The sequence below is a fragment of the Streptomyces sp. NPDC047982 genome, assembly GCF_043204165.1.
Classification (GTDB): Bacteria; Actinomycetota; Actinomycetes; order Streptomycetales; family Streptomycetaceae; genus Streptomyces.
In genome coordinates, this window is record NZ_JBIDBS010000013.1 from 59108 (window position 1) to 84802 (window position 25695).

General features: G+C 71.3%; 18 protein-coding genes. 10 read left to right on the top strand and 8 right to left on the bottom strand.

The genetic code is table 11. The features are described from left to right. Positions 1–286: 286 nt before the first annotated feature. The gene (locus ACGF2V_RS17670) at positions 287–1591 is read right to left on the bottom strand and encodes a hydrolytic protein (RefSeq protein WP_362707093.1); all 1305 of its coding nucleotides are present in this window, start codon (positions 1589–1591) and stop codon (positions 287–289) included. Positions 1592–1825: 234 nt separating this feature from the next. On the opposite strand from ACGF2V_RS17670, the gene ACGF2V_RS17675 reads away from it, so the two are divergent. From ACGF2V_RS17675 to ACGF2V_RS17700, 6 genes are all read left to right on the top strand, one after another. After that, positions 1826–2551: a LuxR C-terminal-related transcriptional regulator gene (locus ACGF2V_RS17675; protein WP_362706897.1), complete on the top strand. Its 726-nt coding sequence runs from the start codon at positions 1826–1828 to the stop codon at positions 2549–2551. A 204-nt stretch (positions 2552–2755) separates the two neighbouring features. Further along, entirely contained in the window at positions 2756–5914 is a 3159-nt protein-coding gene (locus ACGF2V_RS17680) for a hypothetical protein (protein ID WP_362624377.1), read from the top strand. After that, positions 5911–6615, top strand: a complete 705-nt coding sequence (locus ACGF2V_RS17685; protein ID WP_362624379.1) for a DUF4255 domain-containing protein — start codon at positions 5911–5913, stop codon at positions 6613–6615. Before ACGF2V_RS17680 ends, ACGF2V_RS17685 begins: the two co-directional genes overlap by 4 nt. Beyond that, the gene (locus ACGF2V_RS17690) at positions 6612–8744 is read left to right on the top strand and encodes an ATP-binding protein (protein WP_362706900.1); all 2133 of its coding nucleotides are present in this window, start codon (positions 6612–6614) and stop codon (positions 8742–8744) included. The genes ACGF2V_RS17685 and ACGF2V_RS17690 overlap by 4 nt, the downstream gene beginning before the upstream one ends. Before the next feature lie 1053 nt (positions 8745–9797). After that, entirely contained in the window at positions 9798–12488 is a 2691-nt protein-coding gene (locus ACGF2V_RS17695) for an SdrD B-like domain-containing protein (protein WP_362706903.1), read from the top strand. A gap of 152 nt (positions 12489–12640) precedes the next feature. After that, on the top strand, positions 12641–13465 hold the full coding sequence (locus ACGF2V_RS17700) for a hypothetical protein (protein ID WP_362624385.1): 825 nt from the start codon (positions 12641–12643) through the stop codon (positions 13463–13465). Between the two features lie 111 nt (positions 13466–13576). Here ACGF2V_RS17700 and ACGF2V_RS17705 read toward each other — a convergent pair whose 3' ends face one another. Continuing rightward, positions 13577–14917, bottom strand: a complete 1341-nt coding sequence (locus ACGF2V_RS17705) for a right-handed parallel beta-helix repeat-containing protein (protein ID WP_362706905.1) — start codon at positions 14915–14917, stop codon at positions 13577–13579. Positions 14918–14974: 57 nt separating this feature from the next. Here ACGF2V_RS17705 and ACGF2V_RS17710 point away from each other — a divergent pair, with 57 nt between their 5' ends. Then, positions 14975–16186, top strand: coding sequence for a Dyp-type peroxidase (locus tag ACGF2V_RS17710; protein WP_362706908.1), 1212 nt, complete (start codon positions 14975–14977; stop codon positions 16184–16186). A gap of 309 nt (positions 16187–16495) precedes the next feature. On the opposite strand, the gene lpdA is transcribed toward ACGF2V_RS17710, so the two are convergent. Together lpdA and polX are read right to left on the bottom strand one after the other, a co-directional pair. Beyond that, entirely contained in the window at positions 16496–17908 is a 1413-nt protein-coding gene (gene lpdA / locus ACGF2V_RS17715) for a dihydrolipoyl dehydrogenase (protein ID WP_362706911.1), read from the bottom strand. 341 nt (positions 17909–18249) lie between these two features. Further along, on the bottom strand, positions 18250–19977 hold the full coding sequence (polX, locus tag ACGF2V_RS17720) for a DNA polymerase/3'-5' exonuclease PolX (protein WP_362706914.1): 1728 nt from the start codon (positions 19975–19977) through the stop codon (positions 18250–18252). Between the two features lie 289 nt (positions 19978–20266). On the opposite strand from polX, the gene ACGF2V_RS17725 reads away from it, so the two are divergent. Continuing rightward, on the top strand, positions 20267–20527 hold the full coding sequence (locus ACGF2V_RS17725; RefSeq protein WP_362706917.1) for a hypothetical protein: 261 nt from the start codon (positions 20267–20269) through the stop codon (positions 20525–20527). Next, complete coding sequence (locus tag ACGF2V_RS17730; RefSeq protein ID WP_362706920.1) at positions 20527–20991, top strand: universal stress protein; 465 nt, start codon at positions 20527–20529, stop codon at positions 20989–20991. Before ACGF2V_RS17725 ends, ACGF2V_RS17730 begins: the two co-directional genes overlap by 1 nt. Before the next feature lie 172 nt (positions 20992–21163). On the opposite strand, the gene ACGF2V_RS17735 is transcribed toward ACGF2V_RS17730, so the two are convergent. Beyond that, positions 21164–21337, bottom strand: a complete 174-nt coding sequence (locus ACGF2V_RS17735) for a hypothetical protein (RefSeq protein ID WP_362706923.1) — start codon at positions 21335–21337, stop codon at positions 21164–21166. A gap of 280 nt (positions 21338–21617) precedes the next feature. Continuing rightward, on the bottom strand, positions 21618–23039 hold the full coding sequence (locus ACGF2V_RS17740; protein ID WP_392912582.1) for an MFS transporter: 1422 nt from the start codon (positions 23037–23039) through the stop codon (positions 21618–21620). A gap of 511 nt (positions 23040–23550) precedes the next feature. On the opposite strand from ACGF2V_RS17740, the gene ACGF2V_RS17745 reads away from it, so the two are divergent. Continuing rightward, complete coding sequence (locus ACGF2V_RS17745) at positions 23551–24780, top strand: DUF6351 family protein (protein WP_362624404.1); 1230 nt, start codon at positions 23551–23553, stop codon at positions 24778–24780. Positions 24781–24842: 62 nt separating this feature from the next. On the opposite strand, the gene ACGF2V_RS17750 is transcribed toward ACGF2V_RS17745, so the two are convergent. Together ACGF2V_RS17750 and ACGF2V_RS17755 are read right to left on the bottom strand one after the other, a co-directional pair. Next, complete coding sequence (locus tag ACGF2V_RS17750) at positions 24843–25049, bottom strand: hypothetical protein (protein WP_362706928.1); 207 nt, start codon at positions 25047–25049, stop codon at positions 24843–24845. Positions 25050–25097: 48 nt separating this feature from the next. After that, positions 25098–25691: an N-acetylmuramoyl-L-alanine amidase gene (locus tag ACGF2V_RS17755; protein WP_362624406.1), complete on the bottom strand. Its 594-nt coding sequence runs from the start codon at positions 25689–25691 to the stop codon at positions 25098–25100. Positions 25692–25695: the final 4 nt, after the last annotated feature.

Genomic DNA, 25695 nt, shown 5'->3' on the forward strand with positions numbered 1-25695 from the left:
GGCAGCGCGACCGGACGACCGGCCGGGCCCCTCGCGACCAAAGGAGCCCGGCGGACCAGCACCGGCCGCTCGTGCGATGCCCTGCCGGGTAAGGGCGGGAGGGACGGGGGACATACGAACGCCGGACGTTCTTCGCCCACCGCCGGTTTCGCGGGGTGCCGCGGGTCCGCATCACCGGGGCGTGCGGGGAAAGGGTTTCGCCAACGACCGGCAAGCCGGTTTTCCCCGGGTCGCATTCTCTGCTGTTCTCGTCCCGCACGGGGGAAGTGGGGCCCGGCGCTTTGTCCTACGGTGCGAGGTCGCTCAGTATGCCGCTGACATTGAGTACCTGGTGGCATCCGGTCGCCTGGGTTCCGGTGGCCGGAGTGCCCGGCTTGTCGCACGTCACGGAAGCGGTGACCGCGGCGTTCTCCGGAATCTGGATGGGGGTGACCCAGTGGTAGTCCTGGTTGCGGAAGGTCTCCAGGGCGATGGTGGTGATCTTCCGGTTCCCGAACGTGATGGTCAGCACCCCTTCGTCGCCCTGGAAGTTCGCCACCACGATGTCCGTGACCCCGAACACCTTCCCCCTGGGCACCCGGTACGTCCCCTTCTTCTCGGCCCCGGCCCCGGTCTGCACGTCGATCGTCTCCGACATCTGCTGGTTGCCGCCCGTGCCCATGCCCGTCGTCGAGCCGGAACCGCCCGAGCCGGAGCCGCCGGGGCCGGTGGACTGGCCGGGACGGGGCTTTTGGCCTCCGTCCTGCCCCTGACCGCCGGCCGGATCGCCCGAGCCACCGGCCGAAGTCGCGCCCTGCTGACCGTTGTCCGTCCTCTCCTTCTCCGCGGCCTCGGTGACCGCCTGCTTCGCGGTGCTCCGCACCGCGGGCCGGACCAGTGCGAACCACGCGAGCAGCAGTGCGAGCAGCGCGGCCAGCACGATCAGCAACCACTTGGGCAGTACCGGAAGTTGCGCGAACTCGCCGGACAGCGTCTCCGGACGGCCGGGCTGTTCGTCCTCGGCCTTCCCCTCGGCTCTCTCGGCGGCCTCGACCTCGAACGGCCAGGTGGCCGGCTCGCCGAACCAGATCAGCTTCCGGGCCCGTACCCGCAGGCCCATCTCGGCCGACTCGCCCGGTTCCAGACGCCGTTGGTCCGAAGGGAGGGTCAGGCGGAGTTCCTCCCCGGCCTGTGTTCCGGTGAGCGCGACATCGACCGGTGTGTTCCCCCGGTTCTGCACCGAGGTCCGGAACCGGGCGCCCAGCCAGCCGCGACGCCGACGAGGATCGAGCTGGGCCCGGAGCTCGTGGAAGGGTTCGACGACCACCGCGGCCTCGGGGACCGCCACCGACTCGGGACGCTCCGCGGGCAGGACACGTACCCCCAGGGGCATCTCTCCGGCCCGGACTTCGCAGGAGCGCGGCGGCGCGAGCCGCACGGTCACCACCTCGGACGTGCCCGGATAGAGCGAGACGCGCGCCGGCTCCACGGTGCTCCACGCGGCGCAGTCGCCGACCACTTCGAACGTGTACGCCTCGACGATGTCGCCGTCGTTGCGCACCGTCAGGGCCGTCGTCGCCTCGGCGCCGGGCGACACCGTCACCGTGGACATTTCGAATTCGGCAGATGTGGTCACGGTGCGACGGTAAGGCGCGGACACGAGGGAACAGCAGAGACGCGAGGGCAACGCACGGGCAGGGCTTGTGCCCCGGCGGCCCCACGGCACGGTGTCCCCGAGCCCCTTGCCCGGGCCAGGTCCCCCTGACGCAACCCGGTGTGCAACGGGAAGGGTAAAAGGAAAGCGGCATACCGAGCAGTAGCACCTGAGGAAGACGAGCACGGAACGATGACGACGACAGACGTGACGAACGCAGCGGCGGCGCACGGGCAGTTCCGCAGGCCCACCGCTGCGGAACGCTCCGCCCAGCGCAGCGGGCGGAAGGCCCCGTTGGGAAGAGTCTCCGTAGCGGTGTACGCGGAGGATCTGATCCTTCAGACCGGCGTGATCCACCAGTTGCGCCCGCGTCCCGAGATAGAACTGACAGCGGAGTCCGAGGCCGACCGGGCCCAGGTCTCCTTAGTAGTGGTGGACATGGTGGACGAGCCCACCGTCCGGCTCCTTTCCCGTCTCCAGCGCAACACCGCGACCCGCACCGGACTCGTTGTCGGCTTCTTCGAATCGGGCGCGCTCCAGACGCTGATCGAGTGCGGTGTGGCCGCCGTGCTCAGGCGCGGGGAGGCCGACCAGGACCGTATCGTCCACCTGGTGACGGCGATAGCCAACGGTGAAGGCGTACTCCCGGGCGATCTGCTCGGAAAGCTCCTCGACCACGTCAGCAGCCTCCAGCGCACGGTCCTCGACCCCCGGGGGCTCTCGCTCTCCACCCTCACGGCACGCGAGGCGGAGATGATCCGGCTGGTGTCGGAGGGCTTCGGCACGGCGGAGATCGCGCAGAAGACCTCGTACTCCGAACGCACCGTCAAGAACGTGCTGCACGAGATGGCGACGCGGCTCGAACTGCGCAACCGGGCGCACGCCGTCGGCTACGCCATGCGGCACGGACTCATCTGAGTCCCGCCTCGTGCTCCCGTGCGCGCGGCGTGCCGACGCGGCCGCACGGGAGCACGCCGAAGCGCCCGGAGAGGGGAGCCGGGGTGGCGGCCGCAAAGGGCAGCGGCTTCTTCCCCCGATCCGGGTACTCGGGGCCTGTTCCCGGTCCGGGTCGAGCGGGATGCTGGCGAGGGGAGCGTCATCAACCAGACTGTGAGGTGGGCCGTGACCGGCACTGCTGGCCCGGCGAGGCAAACCCGGCTGCACCGACTGGCGGGCGTCGTGGTGCTGTTGGCACCGCTTCTGGTCGCGGGTTCCGCATCCGCGCCGCAGGGGGCGCCGCGGCCGGCCGCGGCGGCGGACCAGACCCCGGTCGACGCCGGGCGCATCACCTACGCCGGGACCGAGCACCGCAGCATCGGCCGGGCCGTCAGTACGAGCAGCTCCGACCCGCTGTTCGGGCCCGGACCGGCCCACTACGACCAGGACCCGTTCGTACGCGGCGACGTGATGGTCTTCACCAGCCTGCGCGACAGCGTGCGGCCGCAGGTGTACGTGCGCGGGGCGAACGGAGCGGTGCGCAAGCTCACCGACGACCGGGACGCCGCGCACCCCGAACTCTCCCCGGACGGACGGACCGTGGTGTTCGACTCCGCGGAGCGGGGCGCGGACGGCCTGGTCCAGCGCGACCTGTGGGTTGTCGGCGTCGACGGCACCGGTCTGCGGCGACTGACGGACACCCGCAACAACGAGACCTCCCCGACCTTCTCCCCGGACGGCACCCGCGTCGCGTTCTCCTGCGACTCCGGCGACGAGGGCGCCGGGATCATCTACGAGCAGGCCGTGTCCGGCGGAGCGGCGAGAGCCGTCAGCCATGCGACCGGCAACGCGACCGAACCGGCATGGAATCCGGTGGACGACGACGCCCACCGCGACCAGATTGCGTACACCCTCACCCCCAGCGTGAAGGAGGACGATCCGAGGCTGTGGGTGACGGAGGGGCGCCCCGGCACCGACCGCGAACTGCTCGACGGTGGACAGGCGACCTGGCGGACCCGCTCGGCCGCCTGGCTGGCGGACGGAGCGGGCCTGGTCTTCCTCGGCCGCGACTGCACGTGCGAGTACGAACGCGTCTACCGGGGAACCGCTTTCGACACGGCCGCGCCGACGACCGTACTGGACGAGAGCCGCAAGCTCGATTCGCCCACCTGGACCGGCCCGCTGGACACCGGGACCGTCATCGTCTCCCGCCAGACGTCGCGCAGGCCGGACAACAAGAACGAGGACACCACGGTGGTCGCGACGCTCCAGGACGTCCGGCAGGACGGCTCGGACCCGCGCGACCTCGGAGTTCCCGTGCTGGGGGAGGACCCGGGGGCCATCGACAACGCGGACCTGCTGTTCAACCCGGGGAAGGACTACGACCCGTGGACCGAGCGGCAGAGCTACACCCCGGACGGCCGGCGCATCGTCGTGACCCGCTTCGAGGGCGACAAGGGCTCGCGCACCCAACGGATCTGGCTGGCCGACGCCGACGGCGGCAACGCCGCGGTGATGCCGCTCGCCGGGCGCGCCCCCGGTGACTGGGACACCGACCCCGCGTTCTCCCCGGACGGCACCAAGCTGGCGTTCACCAGGACCTCGCCCGGCGGGGTCGGCGAGAAAGCGGGGCCCAGCAGCGTCCTCGTCGCGGACGTCGCGACGGGCGCGATCATCGGCAAGGTCGTCCCGCCGGCCGGGCAGTTGACGGGCCAGGACGCACAGCCCGCCTGGTCGCCCGACGGCACCACCCTCGCCTTCACCCGCAACCACGTGATCCGGGGTCTGGGCGGCATCAAGCACATCTGGACCGCGCCGGTGGACGCGCTCGACCGGCAGCGCGACCTCAGCGCCACGATCTGCCCCGGCGAGTGCAAGAAGATCGACGACAGCCCCGCCTTCTCCCCCGACGGCACCCGCATCGCCTTCAACCGCAAGGACGGCGGCAACGACCAGAACAGCGGGCGCGGCGGCATCGTGATCACCTCGCCGAACGGTGACGCGTGCCGGGTGGTGCTTCCCGACACCCGGCGGGACGACCCCGAGGCATGCCGCCAGGACCTCCCGGACACCCCGCCGAACGGCCCCTTCCAGCCCCGTGACGTGGCCTGGTCGCCGGACGGCGGACGACTCGTGATGAGTTCGCGCCGGGCGGCCGCCCCCGCCTCCCAGGAGCAGCTGTCCGTGCTGGACCTCTCCTCCGGTACCCTGACGCCCTTCGGCGGGCGGCTCGCCGGACGGCAGAAGGAGCCCGCCTTCCAGCAGTCGGTCGACCTGTCCCTGACCGCGCCGCCCACCGCCCCATCGGTGGAGGTCGGTGCCACCGGCGAGGTGGCGGTCACGGTCACCAACCGGGGGCCAGCCCCCTCGCCCGGCACCGTGTTCACCATCGACGCCCCGCCCGGGGTGCGCCTGCAGGAGCTCACCACCCCGGCCGGATCCTGTGCCGCCGCCTCGCCCCAGTGCGACCTGGGGGTGCTCCGGCCTGGCCGGAGCGTGACGGTCACCGCCCGGCTGACCGGGGTGACCGCGGGGGACCAGCGGATCGGCTGGTCGGTCACCGGCGCCGTACTGGACCCGAATCCCACGGACAACGCCACCGGGACCGTCGTCCCGGTCAGGGACGCACCGACCCCCACCCCCACCCCGACCCCCACGCCCTCGCCGCCACGGCCCCCGGCCCCCCTGCCGCCCGAGCCCGAGGCGGGACCCGGCGTCGTCGTGCGGGCCCAGCCCAGCCCCGGCTTCGTCGGCGGCCGGGTGGTGGTGACGTACACCGTGCGCAACGGACGGAACGCCCTCGCCACCGGCCTGCGGCTGAAGCTCGGCCTGCCCGCACGCGTCCCGGCGGGCCCGCTTCCGGCGGGCTGCACGGCCGGGGTGTGCACGCTGCCCGACCTGGCTCCGGGGGCCTCCACGGTGGTCCGGGTCGTGCTCGCGCCCGACCGGGCACTGAGCACGACCCTCACCGGCACGCTCACCACGACCGGCACCGACGCCGACACCCGCGACAACGTCGCCAGGGCCCGCCTGCGCATTCTCCAGCCCCGCATCGTCGCGGTGCCCGCCGTCGGCGAACCGGGGTTCGTCACCTCCGTACGGGGCAAGGACTTCCCGCCGGGCGCCCCGGTGAGGCTCACCTGGAAACCGGGGATCACGGCGAGCGCGCCGCCCACGGCCCCGCGCGCGGACGGTACGTTCATCGCGCAGTTGCTGATCCTGGTGAAGGACCGGTTGGGACCGCGCACCATCACCGCCACGGGACCCGGGTTCAGCCCGGTCACCACACCCTTCCTGGTCGTCGGCGGCACCATCGTCCCGCCGGACGAGGTGGGGCGCCGGTGATCCACGAAGTCGACGAAGGACTGCGGCTGTTGCTGGTCGAGGCGGGTCTCCAGGACAGCGGTGTCGACCTGGTCTTCGACGCGCCGACGAAGGAATGGTCCGCCCGGCGCAACGCACCCACGGTCAGTGTCTTCCTGCACGGCATCCGCGAGGACGCGACCCGGCGCCGTACCGGCACCGCCGAGGAACACGACGACGAGGGAATGGTGGTCGGCCGACGGACCCCGCCGCGCTGGTTCGAGCTGACCTACCTGGTGACTGCCTGGACCAATCGTCCGCAGGACGAACACCGGCTGCTCTCCGAGGTGTTGCGTTGCCTCGTACGGTCCGACGTGCTGCCCGCCCGGATGCTCACCGGCAGCCTCGCCGAACTGGGGCTGACCGTGGAGATCGAGGCGGCGGGCCCGGACACCGACCGGCAGTCCACCGCCGATGTGTGGTCCGCGCTCGGCGGCGAGCTCAAGGCCGCGATCGACCTGCGGGTGCGGGCACCGCTGGCAGGCGAACGGACGTCCGCCGGACCGCCGGTCACCGAAGGGCTGGTCGTGAAGGCCGCGCCCGCACGGGACGGCGAAGGAGCGGGACCGGGACGCCGGCTGCGCTACGACGGGGCGTCCGATCCCGGCGAGCAGGGCTTCGCCGCCGAACGCGAACGGCAACTGCCGCCCGGTCGGCGCAGGCGCGGGAGCGCGGCTCGATGACCACGGCGCAGAACACCCGCAGCGCCCGTGGACTGCCCGGCGCCCCGACGGCCGTCGAGGAACTCTGGGAGCGGCTGATCCACGTCGAGCAGCGGGTCAGGAAGGCCGTCGCGGTTCGTCGGGCCGTCGATCCGCAACCGGACGACCCCTACCGGGGGCACTACCTCACCCCCGAGGGGGCCGAACGGATCCTGGCGGCCCGCGACGGGTTCAAACCCGTGCCGGAGTACGCCTCCGAGCCCTCGCCGCGTCCTCGGTCCGGGAGCCGGATCCACCGGCTCGCCGAGGACTTCGGTCTGACACCGCTCGACGTCGACCTGCTGATGGTCGCGATGGCGCCGGACATCGACATCCGGTTCGAGCGGCTCTACGGCTACCTCAACGACGACCTCAACCGGCGCAGGCCGACCATCGGCCTGGCGCTCGAACTCTGCGGGCTGCCCGCAGCGAGCTCCGGCCGCTTCCGGTTCTCGCCGTCCGCGCCGCTGGTCGCGGGCGGACTGCTGACGGTCCTGGAGGCCGACCGTCCGCTGCTCTCACGGGTGCTGCGGGCACCGGACCGGGTCACCGCCCACCTGCTCGGCGACGACGAACTCGACGGGAGGCTGCGCGGACTGGTCCGGGTGGCCGGCCTCGAGGACGCGACGGACCCGGAGCCCGAGGCACTGCGGGTCGCGGCGGCATCGGAAACGGGCAGCGGCCTGGTGCATCTGCTCGACCGGGGAGGCGACCCCGGCACACTGGCGGTCGAGGCGCTCCTTGCCGCAGGCCGTCGTCCGCTGGTGGTCGACATCACGGCGTTCGCCGCCGCACCCGAACCGGGGGACCTCGTACGGACCCTGGCGGCCGAGGCCCGGCTGAGCCGCGGCGGTGTCGTCCTCGGGCCGCTCGAAGCGCTGGCCCCCGAGCGGCCCGAGGGCGCCCGGCTGCTGGGTGGCCTGTGCGCGGCGGTCAGCGGCGCTCCCCTGATCGCGTACGGGAAGAAGAACTGGGATCCCCTGTGGACCAGGGACAGCCCGGTTCCGGTCCACGTCCTGCCCCCCGGCCCCGCGGGCGTGGCGCGGCAGTGGCGTCGGGCGCTGGCCCGGGCCGGCACGTCTGTCGGGCTGTCCGCCGGGAGCGTGCCGGCCGACGCGGGAGTCATAGAGGCCACCGCCTCCTACCGGCTCGACTCCGAGCAGGTGCGCAAGGCCGCTGACGTCGCCTCCCGGCTGGCTGCTTCGCAGGAGCGTCCGGTGGACGTGCAGGACCTGCGCTCGGCGGTCCGGGCACAGAACGGCGCGGGGCTCGAACGGCTCGCCCGTCGCATCGAGCCCGCGGTCGGCTGGGACGACCTCGTGCTGCCTGCTGGAACCCGTCGCCAGCTGTCCGAACTCGCCCTGCGCGCGCGCCATCGCGGGCAGGTGCTCGGCGAGTGGCGCATGCGGCCGGGGGGCGGCCGGGGGCGGGGAGTCATCGCGTTGTTCGCCGGTGGGTCCGGCACCGGGAAGACCATGTCCGCCGAGGTGGTGGCGTCGGAGCTCGGCATGGAACTCTACGTCGTGGACCTGTCCATCGTGGTGGACAAGTACATCGGCGAGACCGAGAAGAACCTCGAAAGAATCTTCGTCGAGGCGGCGGACGTCAACGGCATCCTGCTGTTCGACGAGGCGGACGCCATCTTCGGCAAGCGCTCGCAGGTCAAGGACGCGCACGACCGCCATGCCAACGTGGAGTCGGCCTATCTGCTGCAGCGAATGGAATCCTTCGACGGGATCGCGGTGCTCACCACCAACCTGCGGGCCAATCTCGACGAGGCTTTCACCCGCCGCCTCGACGTGATCGCGGAGTTCCCCATGCCGGACGCCCAGCAGCGACTGGACCTGTGGGACCGCTGCCTCGGGACGGCGATCCCGCGCGACCCGGACCTCGACCTGGAGCTCTGCGCGCGACGCTACGAGCTGACGGGCGGATCGATCCGCGCCTGCGCGGTGAGCGCCGCCTATCGGGCGGCGGAATCGGGGGAACCGCTCGGTACGGAGCAGATCGTCTCGGCCGTGCTCCAGGAGTACCGCAAACTCGGCCGGCTGATCATGGAGAGCGAGTTCGGCCCCTGGCTGGACCGTGTGCAGGGACGCGGCGGGGGATAGGCCCCGGTTGCGCAGCAGTGAGCGGGTCGCGACACCGCCGCGCGCGACCGGAGCGGGCGAACCTTGAACGCCGCGGGTCCGCCGGCGGTCCCCACGATCCCGGTGCCGGGGACCGCCGCCACGATCCTCGGCGCGCGCCTTCACGGATACCTCGCCCACGGCCGGGCCATGGCACAGGAGTCCTCCTGCGGCTGTTCGACCAGTGACGACACCCCCTCACCTGGCGGGCGTTCGCACAGGCGGACGTGGCGCTGATCGGCGCTCTCCGACCGGCCTGCCGGTGCCCTCGCCTTCCTGGCCGGGGCGGCGGCGGTCCCGGTCGCCCTCTCGGCCGACCTCGACCGGTGGTGGCTGCCGCCGCTGCGCCGGACGAGGCCGCGTGTCTTCGCCACCCGCTTCCCGGCACCGCCCGGGAGGGGCCGGGCGCCGGTCGCAGCGAGTGTCGAACTCCTGGAGAACTCCCTTGCCCGACAGGCCGCCGCACCAGTGGTCCGGTCCGCCTTGCTGGACCACGAGGCGGTCGACGGCCGGCGTATTCTGCACTACGCCCCTGCGCCGAGCCGGGCCTTTTCCGGTCGCCTCTCCTTCGCCTGCGTGGCGCCGTGAGGGGCCGGTGCGGTACGGCGATCCCCCGGGACGCGCTTGCCGCAACCGTGGCCGGCGGTGCGGACCCGGCGAACGATCAACGAGCCCGCGCCGTCGTCGAGTTCGGCCGGAAGCGGGAGGGCTTCCATGGCTGCGTCGACCGGTGCGACAGGTGTGCGAGCCCTGCTCGCCACCTTGCCGCCCCGCCCGCGATGCGCAGGGGCCGTGGTCCGAGGATTTGGCGCAGGACGAGTTCGCCATTCCGCCACGATCTTGCTTAAAACCCCTTTAAGATCCCTGGCAAGGCGGTTCTCCGCATCTCTACGTACTTCCTCACGAGCCAGGGCCACAGGCCCCTATGAACGCTGAGAGCAGGGGATGACATCTACGCATGAACAAGTGAAGGGAGCCGCGCCCGAGCCGCGTCGGCGGCGGCCGGGCGTGCTCGGTCGCCGCACCGTGGGCTGCGTGGCCGCGCTCGCCTTGGGAATCGGCAGCGGTTCGTTAGCCCTGGCGCCCGCGGCGCATTCGCAGGCGGGGGACGGATCGGTGACGGTCCGGGTGATCCGGGCCGTGGACACCAGCGGCGTATGGACGCCCGCGCTGGAACCGGGCATCGCAGGCGTCAAGGTGACACTCACCGACGACGCAGGGGTGGGCATCGAGGGCGTCACGGCGGCCGACGGCACCGTGACGCTGACTCCGACGGCGGACAAGGCCACCAGCGGCAAGTATCGCGTGCAGGTGGTGAATCCGAAGCCGGGTGTGCTGTTCCCGGCCTTCGCTTCGCGCCAGGGACTGGACGGTGCGCCCAACCAGTTGAGCAGCAACGAGGAGTTCGTCGACCTCTCCGACGGGAAGAACGTGGCGTACACCACCGGGCTGTGGAACCCGGGTGACTACTGCCAGAAGAACGCAACGCTGGTGACGGCCTGTCAGCCCGCCACGCGCGAGGGCGGGAACCAGCGGACGCTGGTCTCCTTCCCGTACAGCGCGCGCGGCCAGGACGGCGTCGACGTCAACGTCACGAACGTCGCCACCAACGCGGAGACCGGCACGCTGTACGGCATCGCGTGGAACAAGGCCGACAAGCGGGTGTTCTCCTCGGCAGTGGCCAAGCGCACCACGGACTACGGTCCGGGCGGCGCCGGCGGGATCTACGTGACCGATCTCGCGCGGAAGAAGACCACTCTCTTCACCACCGTCCCCGACGCGGGGACGACGGTGCACGGCTCGGGCACCGATGACGCCTTCCTCGCCGTGCCCGGCAAGGAGAGCCTGGGCGGCATCAAGATCACCGATGACGGCAGGGACCTGTTCGTCGTCAACCTCAACAACCGCAAGCTCTACCGGTATGACGCCACGGCGGCGACCGCGGCGGCGCCGAAGTCCGTCTACGCGATCCCGGACCCGGGCTGCCCGGCGGCCGGGGACTGGCGTCCGTTCGGCCTCGGCCTGCACGACGGCACCGGCTACGTCGGCGGGGTGTGCTCCGGCGAGTCCACCGGGAAGGTCTCGGACCTGCGCGCGGTGGTTCTGCCCTTCGACCTCGCCACCGGCGTCTTCCGGAAGGCCGTGCTGAATCAGCCGCTGGACTACCCGCGCCAGTCCACGGTCGGCGGGCCCCCGTGCGACGGCGCAGGCTGGTTCCCCTGGACCAACACCTACCCGACCTCCCAGAACGGCCAGGCATGCGGGACCTATCTGGCTCAGCCCGAGCCGGAGTTGGGTGAGATCGACTTCGAGTCCGACGGTTCCATGCTGCTGGCGTTCCGCGACCGCTTCGGCGACCGCGCTCCGGCCGGCCCCACGCCCGGCTCGGTCGGCAGGGTCATGTCCGGCGGCGACCTGAACAAGGCGTGCCTGGCGGACGGCGCGTACGTGATGGACACCAACAACGGCTGCGGGCTCTCCCCCCGAGGCACCCGTTTCTTCGACACCAGCCGGATGGGCTCCCACCACAACGCGTCCTTCGCGGGCATGGCGTTCTCCAAGGTCGAGGACACCATCGCGACCTCCGGCTTCGACCCCAACAGCACCGCCTTCGGGTACGGCACCACCTTCAACAAGCGCGACGGCAAACAGGACCCTAAGTCCGGTCTGCGTCTCAACCCGGCCGGGACCGCAGCCCCGTTCGGCAAGGGTGCCTCGATGGGCGACCTGGAAGTACTCTGCGACCAGGCCCCGCTCCAGATCGGCAACCGGGTCTGGTACGACCCCGAACGCAAGGGCGTCCAGAACCCGGGCCAGCGCCCGGTCGTGGGCGCGACCGTCAACCTGTACGACGAGTCGGGCAAGCTCGTGGGCACGACCAGGACGACGGAGCGCGGCGAGTACTACTTCGACGACTCCAACGTCACCGGCGGCCTCCAGCCGAAGACCAAGTACACGATCCGCCTCGACAAACCGGCCGACTACGCCAAGGGCGGCCCGCTCCACCAGTGGATGCCCACGGACGCGGACGTCGGCGACAACCACTTCATCGATTCCAAGGGCATCGTCCCGCGCGACGCGAAGTTCCCGGAGCGGGCGCTGACCACCGGCGGGCCGGGGGAGAACGACCACACCTACGACTTCGGCTTCCGACAACAGGAGGGCGTGCTGCGCCTGGTCAAGCACGACCAGGACGGCAAACCGCTGGCCAAGGCGAAGTTCCAGCTGTGGAAGGAGACGAATGGCTCCGACGACTTGCAGACCACCGGGACGGAGCCGGATACGAAGGTCGGCAAGCCCTGCATGACCGGGACCGACGGCAACTGCCGCGGCAGCGGCGTACCGGGCACGTATTACTGGGAGGAGGTCAGCCCGCCCGCGGGTTACGCCGCACCGGACGTGAAGGTGTTCGGGCCGCTGGTGCTGACTGCCGACAACCTCGACGCCGGGGTCTCGGTGACAGCGGTCAACCGGCGGCTGCCCGACACCACCCCGACGCCCACACCGACGACACCGGTACCGGACACACCGAACAAACCGGGGGCGCCGGGGGCGCCGGGGGCACCAGGCGCACCGGGTGCACCGGGCCACACCCCCAACTCGCATCTGGCGTCCACCGGCATGAGCCGGATGATGCCGCTGGCCCTGGCCGGCTGCGCCGTGCTCACGGCCCTCGGTGCGGGGCTGGTCGTGCTGGTGCGCAGGCGAAGGGCGCAGCACTGCTAGCGCGCCTCCCGCACTAGTGCCGCTCACGGCACCAGCCCCCGAGCGGGGCAGCCGGTACCGGTAACCGTCCGGGCCGGATCGGGCGGGTTCGCGGACCAGTGGTTCGCGGACCCGCCCTCCTGCATGACCGACCGACGAGAGAAGGCGACTGCATGGCTCGGAAGAGGAAGACCAGCGGCCGTACGCCGCGCCGGACCCTCTGGCTCAGAACACTGATCGCGATCGCGGCGTGCGGGGTCGCAGCGGGCGGGCTGACCGCCTACCGGACCCTCTCCGACGACGCCACCGAGCGGCCGGTGACGATGGAGGAGGCGTCCAGGCTGGCGCTGTCGCGGCTGAACCTGTACCAGGCCAGTCCCGTGGCGGTGACCCTCACCGCCGCCGAGGGCGGCGGAGTGGTGGTGCGGGTCAGGGCGGTCGTGGACTACCGAACCCATCGGGCCGTGGGAAGTTACCAGGTCACCGGGGCCTCCGGGCCCGCCAAGTCCTCGGGAGCCACCGGGCAGCTCGACCACGGCCTGATCGTCTGGGACACCGGCGGCCTCGGCCTGGCCCCCGCGCCGAAGGGCGACAACAGTCCGCCCTGGCGGCAGGCCGAGCACATCCCGCGCTCGGGCTGGTCCGCGCGTTCCTACACGACCGATCCCCTGGACGCCGGGCTCCAGTTGCTGATCGAGCTCGGCGCGGACCGCCCCGACAACCCGCTGTTGCTCGCACAGTCCGGAGCCCGCTGGCTGGAGCGTGATCGCATCGACGGCCGCAGCTACGACCGGTTCGCGGGGCCGCGCGCCGAGGGCGCCACGCCCGGCGCGGGGCCCGACGGAGGGCGGTCGCCGCTGACGTACTGGGTCGACGGTGACGGCGGACTGCGGCGGGTGACGATGCGGATGCCGGGCCTGGGGACCCCGACGACCGTGGAGTTCTCCGGGCGCGACCGCCGCGCGAAGCTCCCCGAGGCGCCGTGGGTCACCGGCTGACATCTCCGTGCCTGTGCGCCCCAGGGTTTCCGCGGTTGCCGACGACCATCTTCGACTCACGCTTCAGGGCGGCATGGTGAAGCGGGGGCCGAGCCCACCGGAGCTGCGTGCTCAGCGCGCGTGCGGCACGGCGTCCGCGTCCTTCGGGAGCGGGTACGCGGCCGCGTCGACGGCCCCCGGCAGGTCGGTCGCCGGGCTGCCCGGGACCGTCGGGTCCGGCATGGACGGCTGCGCGCGCGGGGCCGGCACCTTGCTGAACGGGACGCCGGGCGGCGCCTGCACCGGCGTCATCCGGCCAGTGGGCAGCGCGCCCCGACCCCGGGTGCCGCAGCCCGCGCGCCCCTCCAGGCCGTGCGGGCTCTGGGTGTCGGGCCGGTTCCCCGCGAAACAGTTGCTGGGATCGGCTGAGGCCAGCACGAGGTCGGTGCCGTTGTCGGTGGCGCGGTTGCCCTCGACGCGATTGCCGCCCGCCGGATGCCCCGGCGGGTCGGTGACGACCACCCCGGCCGCCCGGTTGCCCCGGACCAGGTTGCGCTGGACGCGGTTCCCGGTGCCGCCGCCGATGCCGATGCCGATGCCGAAGCCCCCGTCCGCCTGCTGGGGCGAGTCGGCGGCGTTGTTGTCGGCGACCACGTTGCCCGCGATCACCGCGCCGTGCTGCGGGGCGAGGGCCTCCAGGTCATTGGAGTTGACCGTGACGCCGACCCGGTTGCGGACGACGCGGTTGCCCAGCACCGACAGGTCGTCCGAGGCATTGGTCAGTTCGATGCCGACCGCGTTGCGCTCCACGGTGTTGCCGCGGACGACGGTGTTGCAGGGCTTGCACTGGCCGACGTAGATGCCGGAATCGGCGTGTCCGGAGGCGTAGGAGTCCTCGATCACACCGTCGCGCGCGTCAAAGGCGTAGATGCCGTACAGGCCGTTGTTGTACGCCGTGACCCGGGTCGCGCGAAAGCCCCGGACGGCAGGGAAACGGGCGGGGTCCAGCGGCTCGTAGGCGGAGCCGCCGGCGCCGCGCTGTTGCAACCGCTCGTCGGTGACGCCGGTGAACAGCACCCCGTTGGCGAGGTAGCCGTGCACGGTGAGGTTCTCGACCACCGAGCCGGCGCCGGTCACGGTGATGCCGTTGGCCAGACGCACACCGCCGTCGAAGACCACCGCGTTGCGGTCCGTTCCGCGCAGCACCACACGGGGCTTGGTGACGCGCACGCTCTCCCGGTACACGCCCGGGCCGATCAGCACCGTATCGCCCTCACGCGCGACGTCCACCGCCTGCTGCACCGAGGAGAAGTCCTGCGGAACGCGCACCACGCTCCCGCCCGGATGCCGCGCATCGGCGGACGTCGACTCCGTTGCGGAGCACCCGGTGGCCGCCATCGCGACCGAGACGAGCAGCACCGACAGACGCAGCGCAGCCCGGAACACCGCCGCCCAGACCGCAGAACGGTTCAACGGGCCTTGTGCAGAGAGGATTTGCATGGCAGCTGTTTTATCGTCTCCAATAGGCGTATGCCCACCGAACAGGGAAATGCGCAGGATCCGTCCCGACCCGCGGCAACCGGTTTAGGGCGGCGCCGGGCACTGCTCGCCGGCGGAGCGGTGCTCGCCGCCGGGATCGGCGCGGCGGCCGACGGACTGGTGAGGGACGACCGGACTGCCAGCCGTGGCACCACCGGCGCCCCGGCGGCCGAGGCGGCGATTCCCTTCCACGGCGCCCGACAGGCAGGCTTGACGACGCCTCAGCAACCGGCGACCCACCTGCTCTCCTTCGACCTCCCGCAGACCTCCGCCGCCACCGACCGGAAGACCCTGCGCAGCGTCCTCGGCGCGCTGACCCGCACGCTCGCCACCGCGGCTTCCGACGCCCCGCCGGACCCGCGCCTTCAGGGCGGCGGCGCGACCCGGCTCACGTCCCTGGTCGGCATCGGCCCCGCTCTCGCCGCCCGGCTCGGCCTCAACGTCCCCGCCTCACTGGGCGAGTTGCCATCCTTCCGCGGTGACCGTCTCGACCCGCGCCGCAGCAACGGTGATGTCTTGGTCCAACTGTGCGCAGCCGACCGATGGACCCTCACCGTCGTCGCCGAACTCGTCCGCACGGCCGCGCACGCGGCCGGCGCCGTACCGCGCTGGACCCAATCGGGGTTCCAGCCCCACACGCCCCCGGGCACCACCCCGCGCAACTTGTTCGGCTCCAAGGACGGCACCGCCAACCCCGATCACACGGCGGCCGAGAAGTGGGTCTGGGGCCCACCCGGAGCCCACCGGAACAGCACCGTCCTGGTCTACCGCAGGATCCGCATGGACGTCACCGGCTTCGCGGCCCTCCCCGAGAGCCGGCGCGATCAGGTGATCGGCCGCCGCGCCCGCGACGGCGTCCCCCTCAGCGGCACCGCCGAGCACGACGAGCCGGACATCTACGCCAAGAACCCCGACGGTTCCTACGTCATCCCCGCCACCGCCCACGTGCGTCTCGCCAGCCCCCGCTTCGACGGCGGCGCCCGTATGCTCCGCCGCAGCTACAGCTACGACGACGGACCGACCGACCGCGGCCTGCTCTTCTGCGCCTTCATGCGCGACCCCGCCCAGTTCACCCGGGTTCAGAACCGCCTGGCCGCCAGCGACGCCCTCACCCCCTTCCTCCAGCACCAGGCCTCGGCCGTGGCCTACGTCCTGCCCGGCACCGCATCCTCCGGGACTCTCGGCGAACAGCTCTGGACATGACGTCCATCTCGCTCCACCTCCCGACCACGCCACCCCACCACGACCACCAGCCATGAAAGTCACCCTGGTTCCGCCAGCCAACCCATCGGCGACACGGCGTGACGCACGGTGTCCTGGACCGCTGGTTCCAGGGGGACGGCTCCACGACCACCCGGGCGGTGGCCGAGAGCCGCCCCCTGCTCGCCGACCGAGGCTGTCGCCTCGAGGACGGCTCGAGAACGGATGGGGGACGGCCCGAGGCCCCGCACTCTCGCCGACCTCCCTCGAGACGGCGGGCTGTCCCTGGAGACCTTCGCCTGTTCCAGCAGCTCACATGTTGATCATGTGCCCGGCCAGGCCGTGCACGGCTTCCTGGACGGCCTCGCCCAGGGTCGGGTGCGCGTGCACGTTGCGGGCGACTTCGTGCACGGTGAGATCCCACTGTTGAGCCAAGGTCAGCTCCGGCAGCAGTTCGGTGACGTCCGGGCCGATCAGGTGCCCGCCGATGAGCTCGCCGTGCGTGGCATCGCTGATGAGTTTGACGAAGCCGGTGGGGTCACCGAGGCCATGCGCCTTGCCGTTCGCAGTGAACGGGAACGCGGCGACCTTGACGTCGCGGCCGAGGGCGCGGGCCTGGGCCTCGGTGTAGCCGAAGCTGGCGATCTGGGGCTGGCAGTAGGTGGCCCGCGGGATCATCACGTAATCGAGTTCCATGGTCTCGGCGGCGGCGATCGTCTCGGCGGCGATGACCCCCATGGCCTCGGCGGCGTGCGCGAGCATCAGCTTCGCCGTGACGTCGCCGATGGCGTAGAGGTGCGGCACGGAAGTGCGGCAGCGGCCGTCGACGTCGATCGCGCCGCGCTCGGTGAGCGTCACGCCCGTGTTCTCCAGGCCGTAGCCGGTGATGTTGGGGGCGAAGCCAATGGCTTGGAGAACCTTGTCGGCCTCGATGATCTGTTGTGCACCGTCCTTGCCCGTGACGGTGACTCGGACCAGGGGGCCGGACTCGTCGATGGCGACGACGCGGGTGGAGGTCAGGACCTGGATGCCCAGCTTGCGGTACTGGCGGGCCAGTTCGGCCGAGACCTCGGCGTCCTCGAGGGGTGCCATGCGATCGAGGAACTCGACGACTGTGACCTTCACGCCGTAGTGGTGCAGCACGTAGGCGAACTCGATACCGATGGCGCCGGCGCCCGCGACGATGATCGATCGCGGAAGCTCCTCGGCGAGGATCTGTTCCTCGTACGTCACCACGCGCGCGCTGCGCTTGGTGCCGGGCAGCAGCTTGGGAGTGGCGCCGGTGGCGATGATGCAGTGCTCAAAACCGATGGTCCGGGTGTCGCCGTCGTATCCGGTGACCTGAAGGGTGTGCGGGTCCAGGAAGGTGCCGCGGCCGTTCAGCTCGGTGATCTTGTTCTTCTTCATCAGGTAGTGGACGCCCTTGACCCGGCCGTCGGCGACCTTGCGGCTGCGGCGGAAGGCCGCGCCGTAATCGAAGGAGACCTGGCCGTCGACCCCGATGCCGAAGGTCCTCGCCTCCCGGGCGAAGATGTGGACCAGTTCTGCATTGCGCAGGAGGGCCTTGGAGGGGATGCAGCCCACGTTCAGGCACACGCCGCCCCAGTACTTCTCTTCGACGACGGCGACGCGCCGACCCAGCTGGGCGGCGCGAATGGCGGCGACGTAGCCCCCAGGTCCCGCGCCGAGTACGACAACATCGAATCGATCGTCCTGCTCGACCATGGATCGTCCCTCTTTCACCTTGTCTGCTGTTTCGTGATGAATTTTCCAGCTTCGTCGGGCGAGTCGGGAGATCTGGGGTCCGCGTGGCCGATCGGTGGTGTCGGTTCCCCTGACGGAGCACGAGCGGTCCCCGGGTCCGCACGCTCGCCGGCTCGGCGAGCGGGACAGCCGTACATGGCCGCTCGGTGAGGAGACGAACCGGAAAAGATGCCCGTCGGATTCGGGTCGCTGCTTTTCGCACCTCCGAGGGGGTCGCTGTCGTGCCCGAGGAGGCTGCTGTCTTGTGGCGGCGCCGGCCGGCCGACGATGTCGTGGACCCTGTCGACGAAGCACGGCGTCCCTCAGTCCGTCCGGTCTTTGCGCAGGAACCGGCGCAGTCGGCGCAGAGGCCACGTGTTGATGACATCGTCCGGGGTGAGCCATCCGCGTTGTGCCGTGCCGATGCCATAGCGGAGGTACGCGAGCTGGGGGAGCGAGTGGGCGTCGCTGTCGATGGCGAACTTCGCCCCGTGGCTTCTGGCGCGGAGGATGTCCTCGTCGCCCAGGTCGAGGCGGTCGGGCTGGGCGTTGATCTCCAGAGCCGTGCCGGTGCGGGCGCACGCGGCGAACACCTCGTCGAGGTCGGCGTCGATGCCCGGCCGTTTGCCGACCAGGCGGGTGGTGGGGTGTCCGATCACGTTGATGTGCGGGTTCTCGCAGGCGCTCACGATCCGCCGGGTCATCGCCCTGCGGCTCATGCCGAAGTGGGAGTGCACGGATGCCACGCAGATGTCGAAGCCTCGGAGGAACTCGTCGGGCCAGTCCACCTCCCCCTCGGGTCCGATGTTGAGCTCGGTGCCGTGCAGCAGTCGCATCCGGTGATGTCTGCGGTCCAGTGACCGCACCTGCTCGCGCTGGGCGAGGATCTTCTCGTCGGTCATGCGCTGCATGTACAGGTTCGGTGCGTGGTCGGTGACCGCGTAGTACGCGTAGCCCCGCTCGGCGGCCGCCGTCACCATCTCCTCCAGCGGGGCGAGGCCGTCGGTGAGGTCGGTGTGAGTGTGCAGGTCACCTTTGACGTCGTCCTGCGTCACGACCTGCGGCAGTTCGCCGCGCAGGCCGGCTTCGATCTCTCCCCGATCCTCGCGCAGCGTGGGTGGGATCCATGGCAGGCCGAGTCGGGCGTACACCTCGCCCTCGGTCCGGGAGGCGACCCGCTTTCCGCCGTCGGTTTGGAACAGTCCGTACTCGGAGAGCTTCAGCCCCTGGTGGACGGCGATCGTGCGGGTGCGGATGTTGTGCGCCTTGGAGCCGGTGAAGTACTGCAGGCCGGCGCCCCAGGAGTCGGGCCGCACGACGCGCAGATCGATCTGGAGGCCCTGGACAGTACGGATCGAGGTCTTCTTCTCGCCGTGTGTGATGACCTCGGCCGTGGAGGACAGTTCGGTGAGCGCGTCCATGAAGGGGGCCGACCGGTCGGCGGCGACGAGGATGTCGATGTCGCCGATGGTTTCCCTCATGCGGCGCAGGGATCCGGCATACGCACAGTTCTCGCAGCCGGTGACGCGGGAGAGCTCGGCCACGGTCTCCTCGGCGGACTCCATGGCCGTGCCCAGGGGGATCCGCCCTCCTGCCTGCTGCATGAGGGCGATACCGTGCAGGATGTTCTCCTCGGTCTTCTTCCCGAAGCCCTTCAGGTCGCGCAGCTTCTCCGCCTTGATGGCGTCGGCCAGCTCGGCCACCGAGGAGATGTGCAGGTCCCTGTGGAGGACCATCGCCTTCTTGGGGCCGAGGGTGGGGATGGTGACGAGCTGCCGTACCCCTGCCGGAATCCTGGCCCGCGTCTCCTCGACCACCGTGACCTTGCCGGTGCGGAAGTACTCGACGACCTTCTCGGCGATCGACTTGCCGACGCCGGGGATCTCTTTGAGGCCCGCGACATCGAGGTGGGAGACATCAGCGGGGTGACCGCCGATCGCACGGGCGGCCTTTTCGTAGGCACGCGCCTTGAACGCGTCACCTCCGGTGATGGCGACGAGGTCCGCGTACTCCTGAAGGAGTGCCTCGACCTCCTCATTGGGCCGGACCATGTCTCACAGTCTAGGAACCGACTTGTCCGACATGCCAGTTGAGGAGACATCCGTGTCCCGCACGTGGCCGACGACGGGAGGCACTTCACCGTCCGCGAACCGCTCCGGCCCGCGGGCCACGGGTGGTACGTCCAGCGCGGCCGCGGCGGCACTGGCGAGAGCCTGGTGCGCTGATCCGGACACGATGCGAGGACCGGTCCTCACTCCTCCCGGCACACTCGGGCAGTGCCCGCGCGGCAGTCCCCGGACGGCAGACGGCGGACAGCCCGCAGGGGCGGCTCGTCGCCAGGTGACGCATTCCCGCGGTGACGCTCCGTACCTGCTCCACACCCGTGAGGTGTCCTCCGGTCTGCGCGACGAAGCGCGCTGTCGCCTCGCGGACCCGGACGTGACGGCGGCCGTGACGGCCGCCGACGCCCACCGGCAGGCGCGTCCGAGCGCGGTGGCCGGCTGTCCGCACACGCCGTCGACGTCCTGGGAGGTGGCGGCACGCGGCTGCCGCAGGGATGGTGAGAAGGGGGACACGAAGCGCGTCCAGGCAGGTGCGTGATGAGGGACGAAGCAACGTCGGCTCCGCGGATCGTCGTGGGTGTCGACGGCTCCGAGTCGTCGAAGGCGGCCCTGCGGTGGGCGGTCGCCCAGGCGAAGCTGACGGGGGGCGTTGTCGACGCGATCATTGCCTGGGACTTCCCGACGGCCTGGTACGGCCTGGCCCCGCCCGCGGACAAGGATCCGGCCGATTACCAGAAGGAGGCACGCAACGTCCTGGACCAGGCGATCGACGAGGCCCTCGGCCCGGGCCCGGGACGGCCCGTGGACATCCGCCCCGTCTCGGCCCACGGACACCCGGCCGCCGTCCTGCTCGATGCCGCCGCGGGAGCACGGTTGCTGGTCGTGGGCAACCGAGGACACGGCGGGCTCGGTGAGGCACTGCTGGGGTCGGTCGGCCAGCACTGCGTGCAGCACGCGCCGTGCCCTGTCGTCGTGGTCCGCGGTTTCGGCCACGGAGCCTGAACAACGCGACGACGCGCGTCCCGCTTAGGTGCGCCCGGTGGCGCACCGGCGCTGCGAGGGGGGTTCGGTGCGGACGACGCCATCGCGGGCGGCCACGAGCGCGGACGTGCGGGAGCGCCCGCGGGGGCGCCGCACGCACACGCGACGAGGCGTCGACACCGCGACGGCCGCTTCAGATCAGCGGAAGGATGATGACGACCGCCAGGACGACGACGATCAGAGTGATCCAGACCCAAGGGGTGCGGTGTCGGGGAGACGGGTCTTCCGGGCCGCCGCCACGGGGCCGGTCCTCGGGAAGAGATGTGCCTTCGGGCCGGTCGCGTCGGTAGAACTCGGGGTCTGTCATGAGGGAGATCCCTCCTGTCGCGCGGGCGCCCGGGAGGAACGCCCGACGTTCTCCATCCTCCCACGTCCGGCTCCGCCGTGACGGGCCGCTCCGCCCGTCGAGCGGCGGCGGGCGGCCGCTCCGTCCGCCCCGCCGCCCGGTGTGCGTTCCGCGACCCGGGGACGGGGACTGCGGTGCGGGAACGGGTGGGCGACCGCGTCGCGTCGCGGACGGGTGGGACGCATGCCGGGGTGAGGCGGCCCCGCACGGGCGTCCGGGACGCTGGTTGCCGCCGCCGTTGTCAGGGGAGGTTCGCCGTCATGCCCCGAACGGTCGTGGTCACCGGTGCGAGCACCGGCGTGGGACGAGCCGTCGCCCGCGGGTTCGCGCGCCGGGGCGACCGGCTCGGGCTCGTCGCGCGAGGCCGGCCGAGCCCGGGGACGGGCACCGGGACGGCCGGCGCGGCCTGCGGCGCTACCGCGGTACGGCGAGCGGCGGCGCGGTGGCGCATCGCTCCCCAGCCGATGGCACCGGCGATCAGCAGCCCTCCTGAGACCAGGGCCCCGCGCGCGCCCGCGAACTCCACCAGCACACCCAGCAGTGGCGGGCCGGCCAGCTGCCACCCCGTACTGGCGCTGCGCCAGACGCCCAGGACCCGGCCGCGCATCTCGGGTGCGGGATCCGTCTGGAGCACTGTCGCCCCCGCGGTGTCGGATATGGATTCCACGACCGCCATGGGTATGACCAGGGCGACGAGGACGAGGAGTCCCGGCGTGAGCCCGGCCGCCACCTGGAGGACCCCGCCGCACGCGGCGAGGACGCCGACGAGGCGTACGGTCGGATTCTGGAGTCGGCCGGCCAGAACGGCGCCCAGGATCCCGCCGATCGCCAGCACCGCCGAGACCGTGCCGAAGTCGCTCTGGTCGGCCTGAAGCGGCCCAATGACCAGGACAGCGAGGGTCAGCTGGTAGTTGCGCCCGAAGATCGAGCTGACGGCGGTGATGCCCGCGAGCGCGACCAGGCGGGGCCGCCCCAGGAAGTAGGCGAGCCCGGCGCGAGCCCCGTCCGGTGTCCCGACCGGCGGACGGCCGCGGCGCGGCCACGGGAGCGTTCTCGTCGTGACGGGTGCGGCCTCGACCGGAGCCGTGGCTTCCCGGGCCGCGGCCCTCACGGCGTGCGCCGCGGGCCTCAGGAACGGGATGACGGCGGTCACGAAGAGGAACGACACACCATTGGCCACGTAGGCGGACGCCATGCCCAGGGTGCCGACGGCCGCGGCCGCCAGCGCGGTGCCGATCAGCCGTCCGGCACTGTGCACCATCGAGCCCAGCGCGATGGCCGACGGAACGTCCTTGCGAGGTACCAGGTCATTGCCGAGCAAGGACGTCGCGGGCCCGTCGATGGTGTTGACGATGCCCGTCACGGCCGCCAGCAGAAGCAGGACGGGCACATTGAGCAGGCCGCACGCGATCAGCGTCGCCGTCAGGAAGGCGATCGCGCCGAGCACCCCCTGGCTCACGGCGGCGGTGACCTTGCGGGGCCACCGGTCCACCATGGCGCCGCCGAACACACCGAGCAGCAGTCCGGGGCCCGCCTGCACCGCCAGCGAGAGCCCAGTGGCCGCGGCCGACCCGGTGATCTGCAGGACGAGCAGGTTCTGGACCGTGAGCTGCATCCACGTACCGGTGTTGGAGACGAGGTTGGCAACGGACCACCAGCGCATGCTCGCGGAACGCAGGCAGCGCCACGGGCTCCCGCCGCTTCGGCGGATGTGCCGTTCGCGTGGGGCGACGGCTGCAGGGGCGGAGGAATCAGGCACAGAGGTACACATTTCCGACGGGGTCTGGGGGAGGGGCCCACATCGGGATGCCCGGACAATGGGGCGTGGTGGTGGATACCTCGACCGAAGCGGGGCGGGGCCCGAAACCGCGGGATCCGCCCTCAGCGCCTAATACTCCAGTCTGGTTTCGCGATCTTGGGTCGGACCCGCTTGAGAACGGGAACGGCCACCGCGTGATCATCAAGGGTTGTGTGGACTCATGACGATCGTGCGGTGGCCGCAGGTCACAGCATAGACGGCACCCGCTGGCGGGCGATGTTCGAGCAGGCCATGGCCCGGATCGCGGGCCGCTTCGGACGAGTTGAACCGAGGGCGAGTGCCCGTGCCTATCTGCTCGGGCTGTTGTCGAAGGCGGAGCGGAAGAACTGCTGGGTGCTGGCCGAACAGGCCGGGCATGCGCGGCCGGGGCCGATGCAGCGGCTGCTGCGCTACGCACTCCGGCGGCTCGTACCAGACCCACCAGATCGCCGACAACTACCCGGGTCTGCTGGACGGCATCCTCTCCGGCTGCAGCTTCCCCGACGTCGGCTTCGGGACGATTCAGACGCTCAGCGACGCCCGGCTCCTGAACCACTACTTCAAGGAAGTCGCGCCGGACGCTTTCACCAAGGAGCAGCAGAAGGCGGTCTCCGGGTTCGGCAAGTGGGAGAGTATCGGTAGCCTGGCCAGGGCCGGCGGCCGTATCGGCCCCACGGTGTTCTGCCCGCCCCAGTTGCCCCAGGGACAGCGTTACGACCCCGACACCAACCCGGACGGTGCCCGCTGTGACGTCTACAGCCACACCGTGAACGTCTACGGCGAGGTACCGGAGACAGGGAAGGCGCGCAGGCCGCTCGACAACACCGGTATCCAGTACGGACTCGAGGCCCTGAACAAGGGGACCATCGACATGGACCAGTTCATCGACCTGAACCGGCGCATCGGCGGCCTCGACGACGATGCCAAGCCCGCCGCGGAGCGCACCGTCGCCGACCTCAAGGCGGTACGGACGGCCTACCGCACGGGCCGCATGCTGAACGGCGGTGCCGGCCTCGCCGACGTTCCGATCATCGACTACCGCGACTACACGGACGACGCGGCGGCCGGCGACATGCACATGCGCTTCCACTCCTTCTCCACTCGGGCGCGCTTGGACAAGGCCAACGGAACCCACGCCAACCAGGTCATGCTCACCCGCTCCAACGGGCACGGATTCACTCTCGCAGGGATGCTGTCCGACATGGACCAGTGGCTCACCGGCATCAAGGGAGACTCCGGCAACGACGCCCCTATCGAGAAGATCGTCCGCCACCAACCGCAGGGTCTCACGGACGCGTGCTGGACCCGTGGCATCGGTGCGAAGAAGATCGCGGAGCCCCAGGTCGAGGGCATCGACAACACCGAGTGCAACACCCTCTACCCGGTGTGGACATCGCCGCGGATGGTCGCCGGAGCCGATGTGGCCAACGACATCGTCAAGTGCCGCAAGCGTCCCGTGACCCGCTCCGACTACCGAGTGCCGGTGACCGACGGTCAGTTCAGGGATCTGAAGGCGATCTTCCGGGACGGTGTCTGCGACTGGTCCAGGCCCGGGGCGGGTCAGCAGGACCTCGCCGGTACATGGCTCTCCTTCGACCGGAAGTGACGGGCTTTCGGCAGGTGATCCAAGACTGGGGCAGTGTGACCTCTCGCAGCGATCGCACCACCTCACCGGTTTTGGCCCGCACCCTGCGGGCCGGAACGGCACAAGCCCGTCGCGGCCGGCCGCGACGGGCCGGGGTGCGCGGCGCGGGCTCGGCGTCGTAGGCGGCTCCCGGGCCACTGGCGTCTGGCCATCCCGGCGTCGACGATTGCGGGCGACACGGCGTTGCCGCGGATGCCCCGCGGGGCGAGTTCGCGGGTGAACGTGCGCATCAGCGATCGGACGGGCTCGCCGCTCGGCCGGGCGTCGGCGGGGACGCCTCAGCCGGCCGAGTACAGGTTGACCAGACGGATGTAGCGCACCCAGTCCCAGTTCGGTCCGGGATCGGTGTGGTCGGAGCCCGGGACCTGGATGTGGCCGAGGATGTGCGCCCGGTCCTTGGGGATGGCGTGACGGTCGCAGATCGAGGCGGTCAGCAGTGCCGACTTCTTGTACATGGCGTCGGTGAAGTACGTCGGCTGATCCACCCAGCCCTCGTGCTCGATGCCGATGCTGCGCGTGTTGTAGTCCCAGTTGCCCGCGTGCCAGGCGACGTTCCGCTCCCGGACGCACTGGGCGACGTAGCCGTCCCCCGAACGCACCACGTAGTGGGCGGAGACCTGTTTGGCGGGGTTCTGGAAGATCCCGACCGTGTCCGAGAACGTCTCCTGCGCGACATGGATGATCACGTACTGGACCCGATAGGTCGAAGGACGGTTCGACGCCGTGTAGTTGGACGCGGACGCGGGCGCCCAGTGGGCGACCGGGTAGTCCGTTTCGCCCGCCGGCGTGGCTGCCGCGGCGCGGGCGGAGGCGGGCAGCAGCGCCGCTGCCGCCGTCGCCGCGGCGCCCTGGAAAATCCTTCTGCGGTGCATGAGA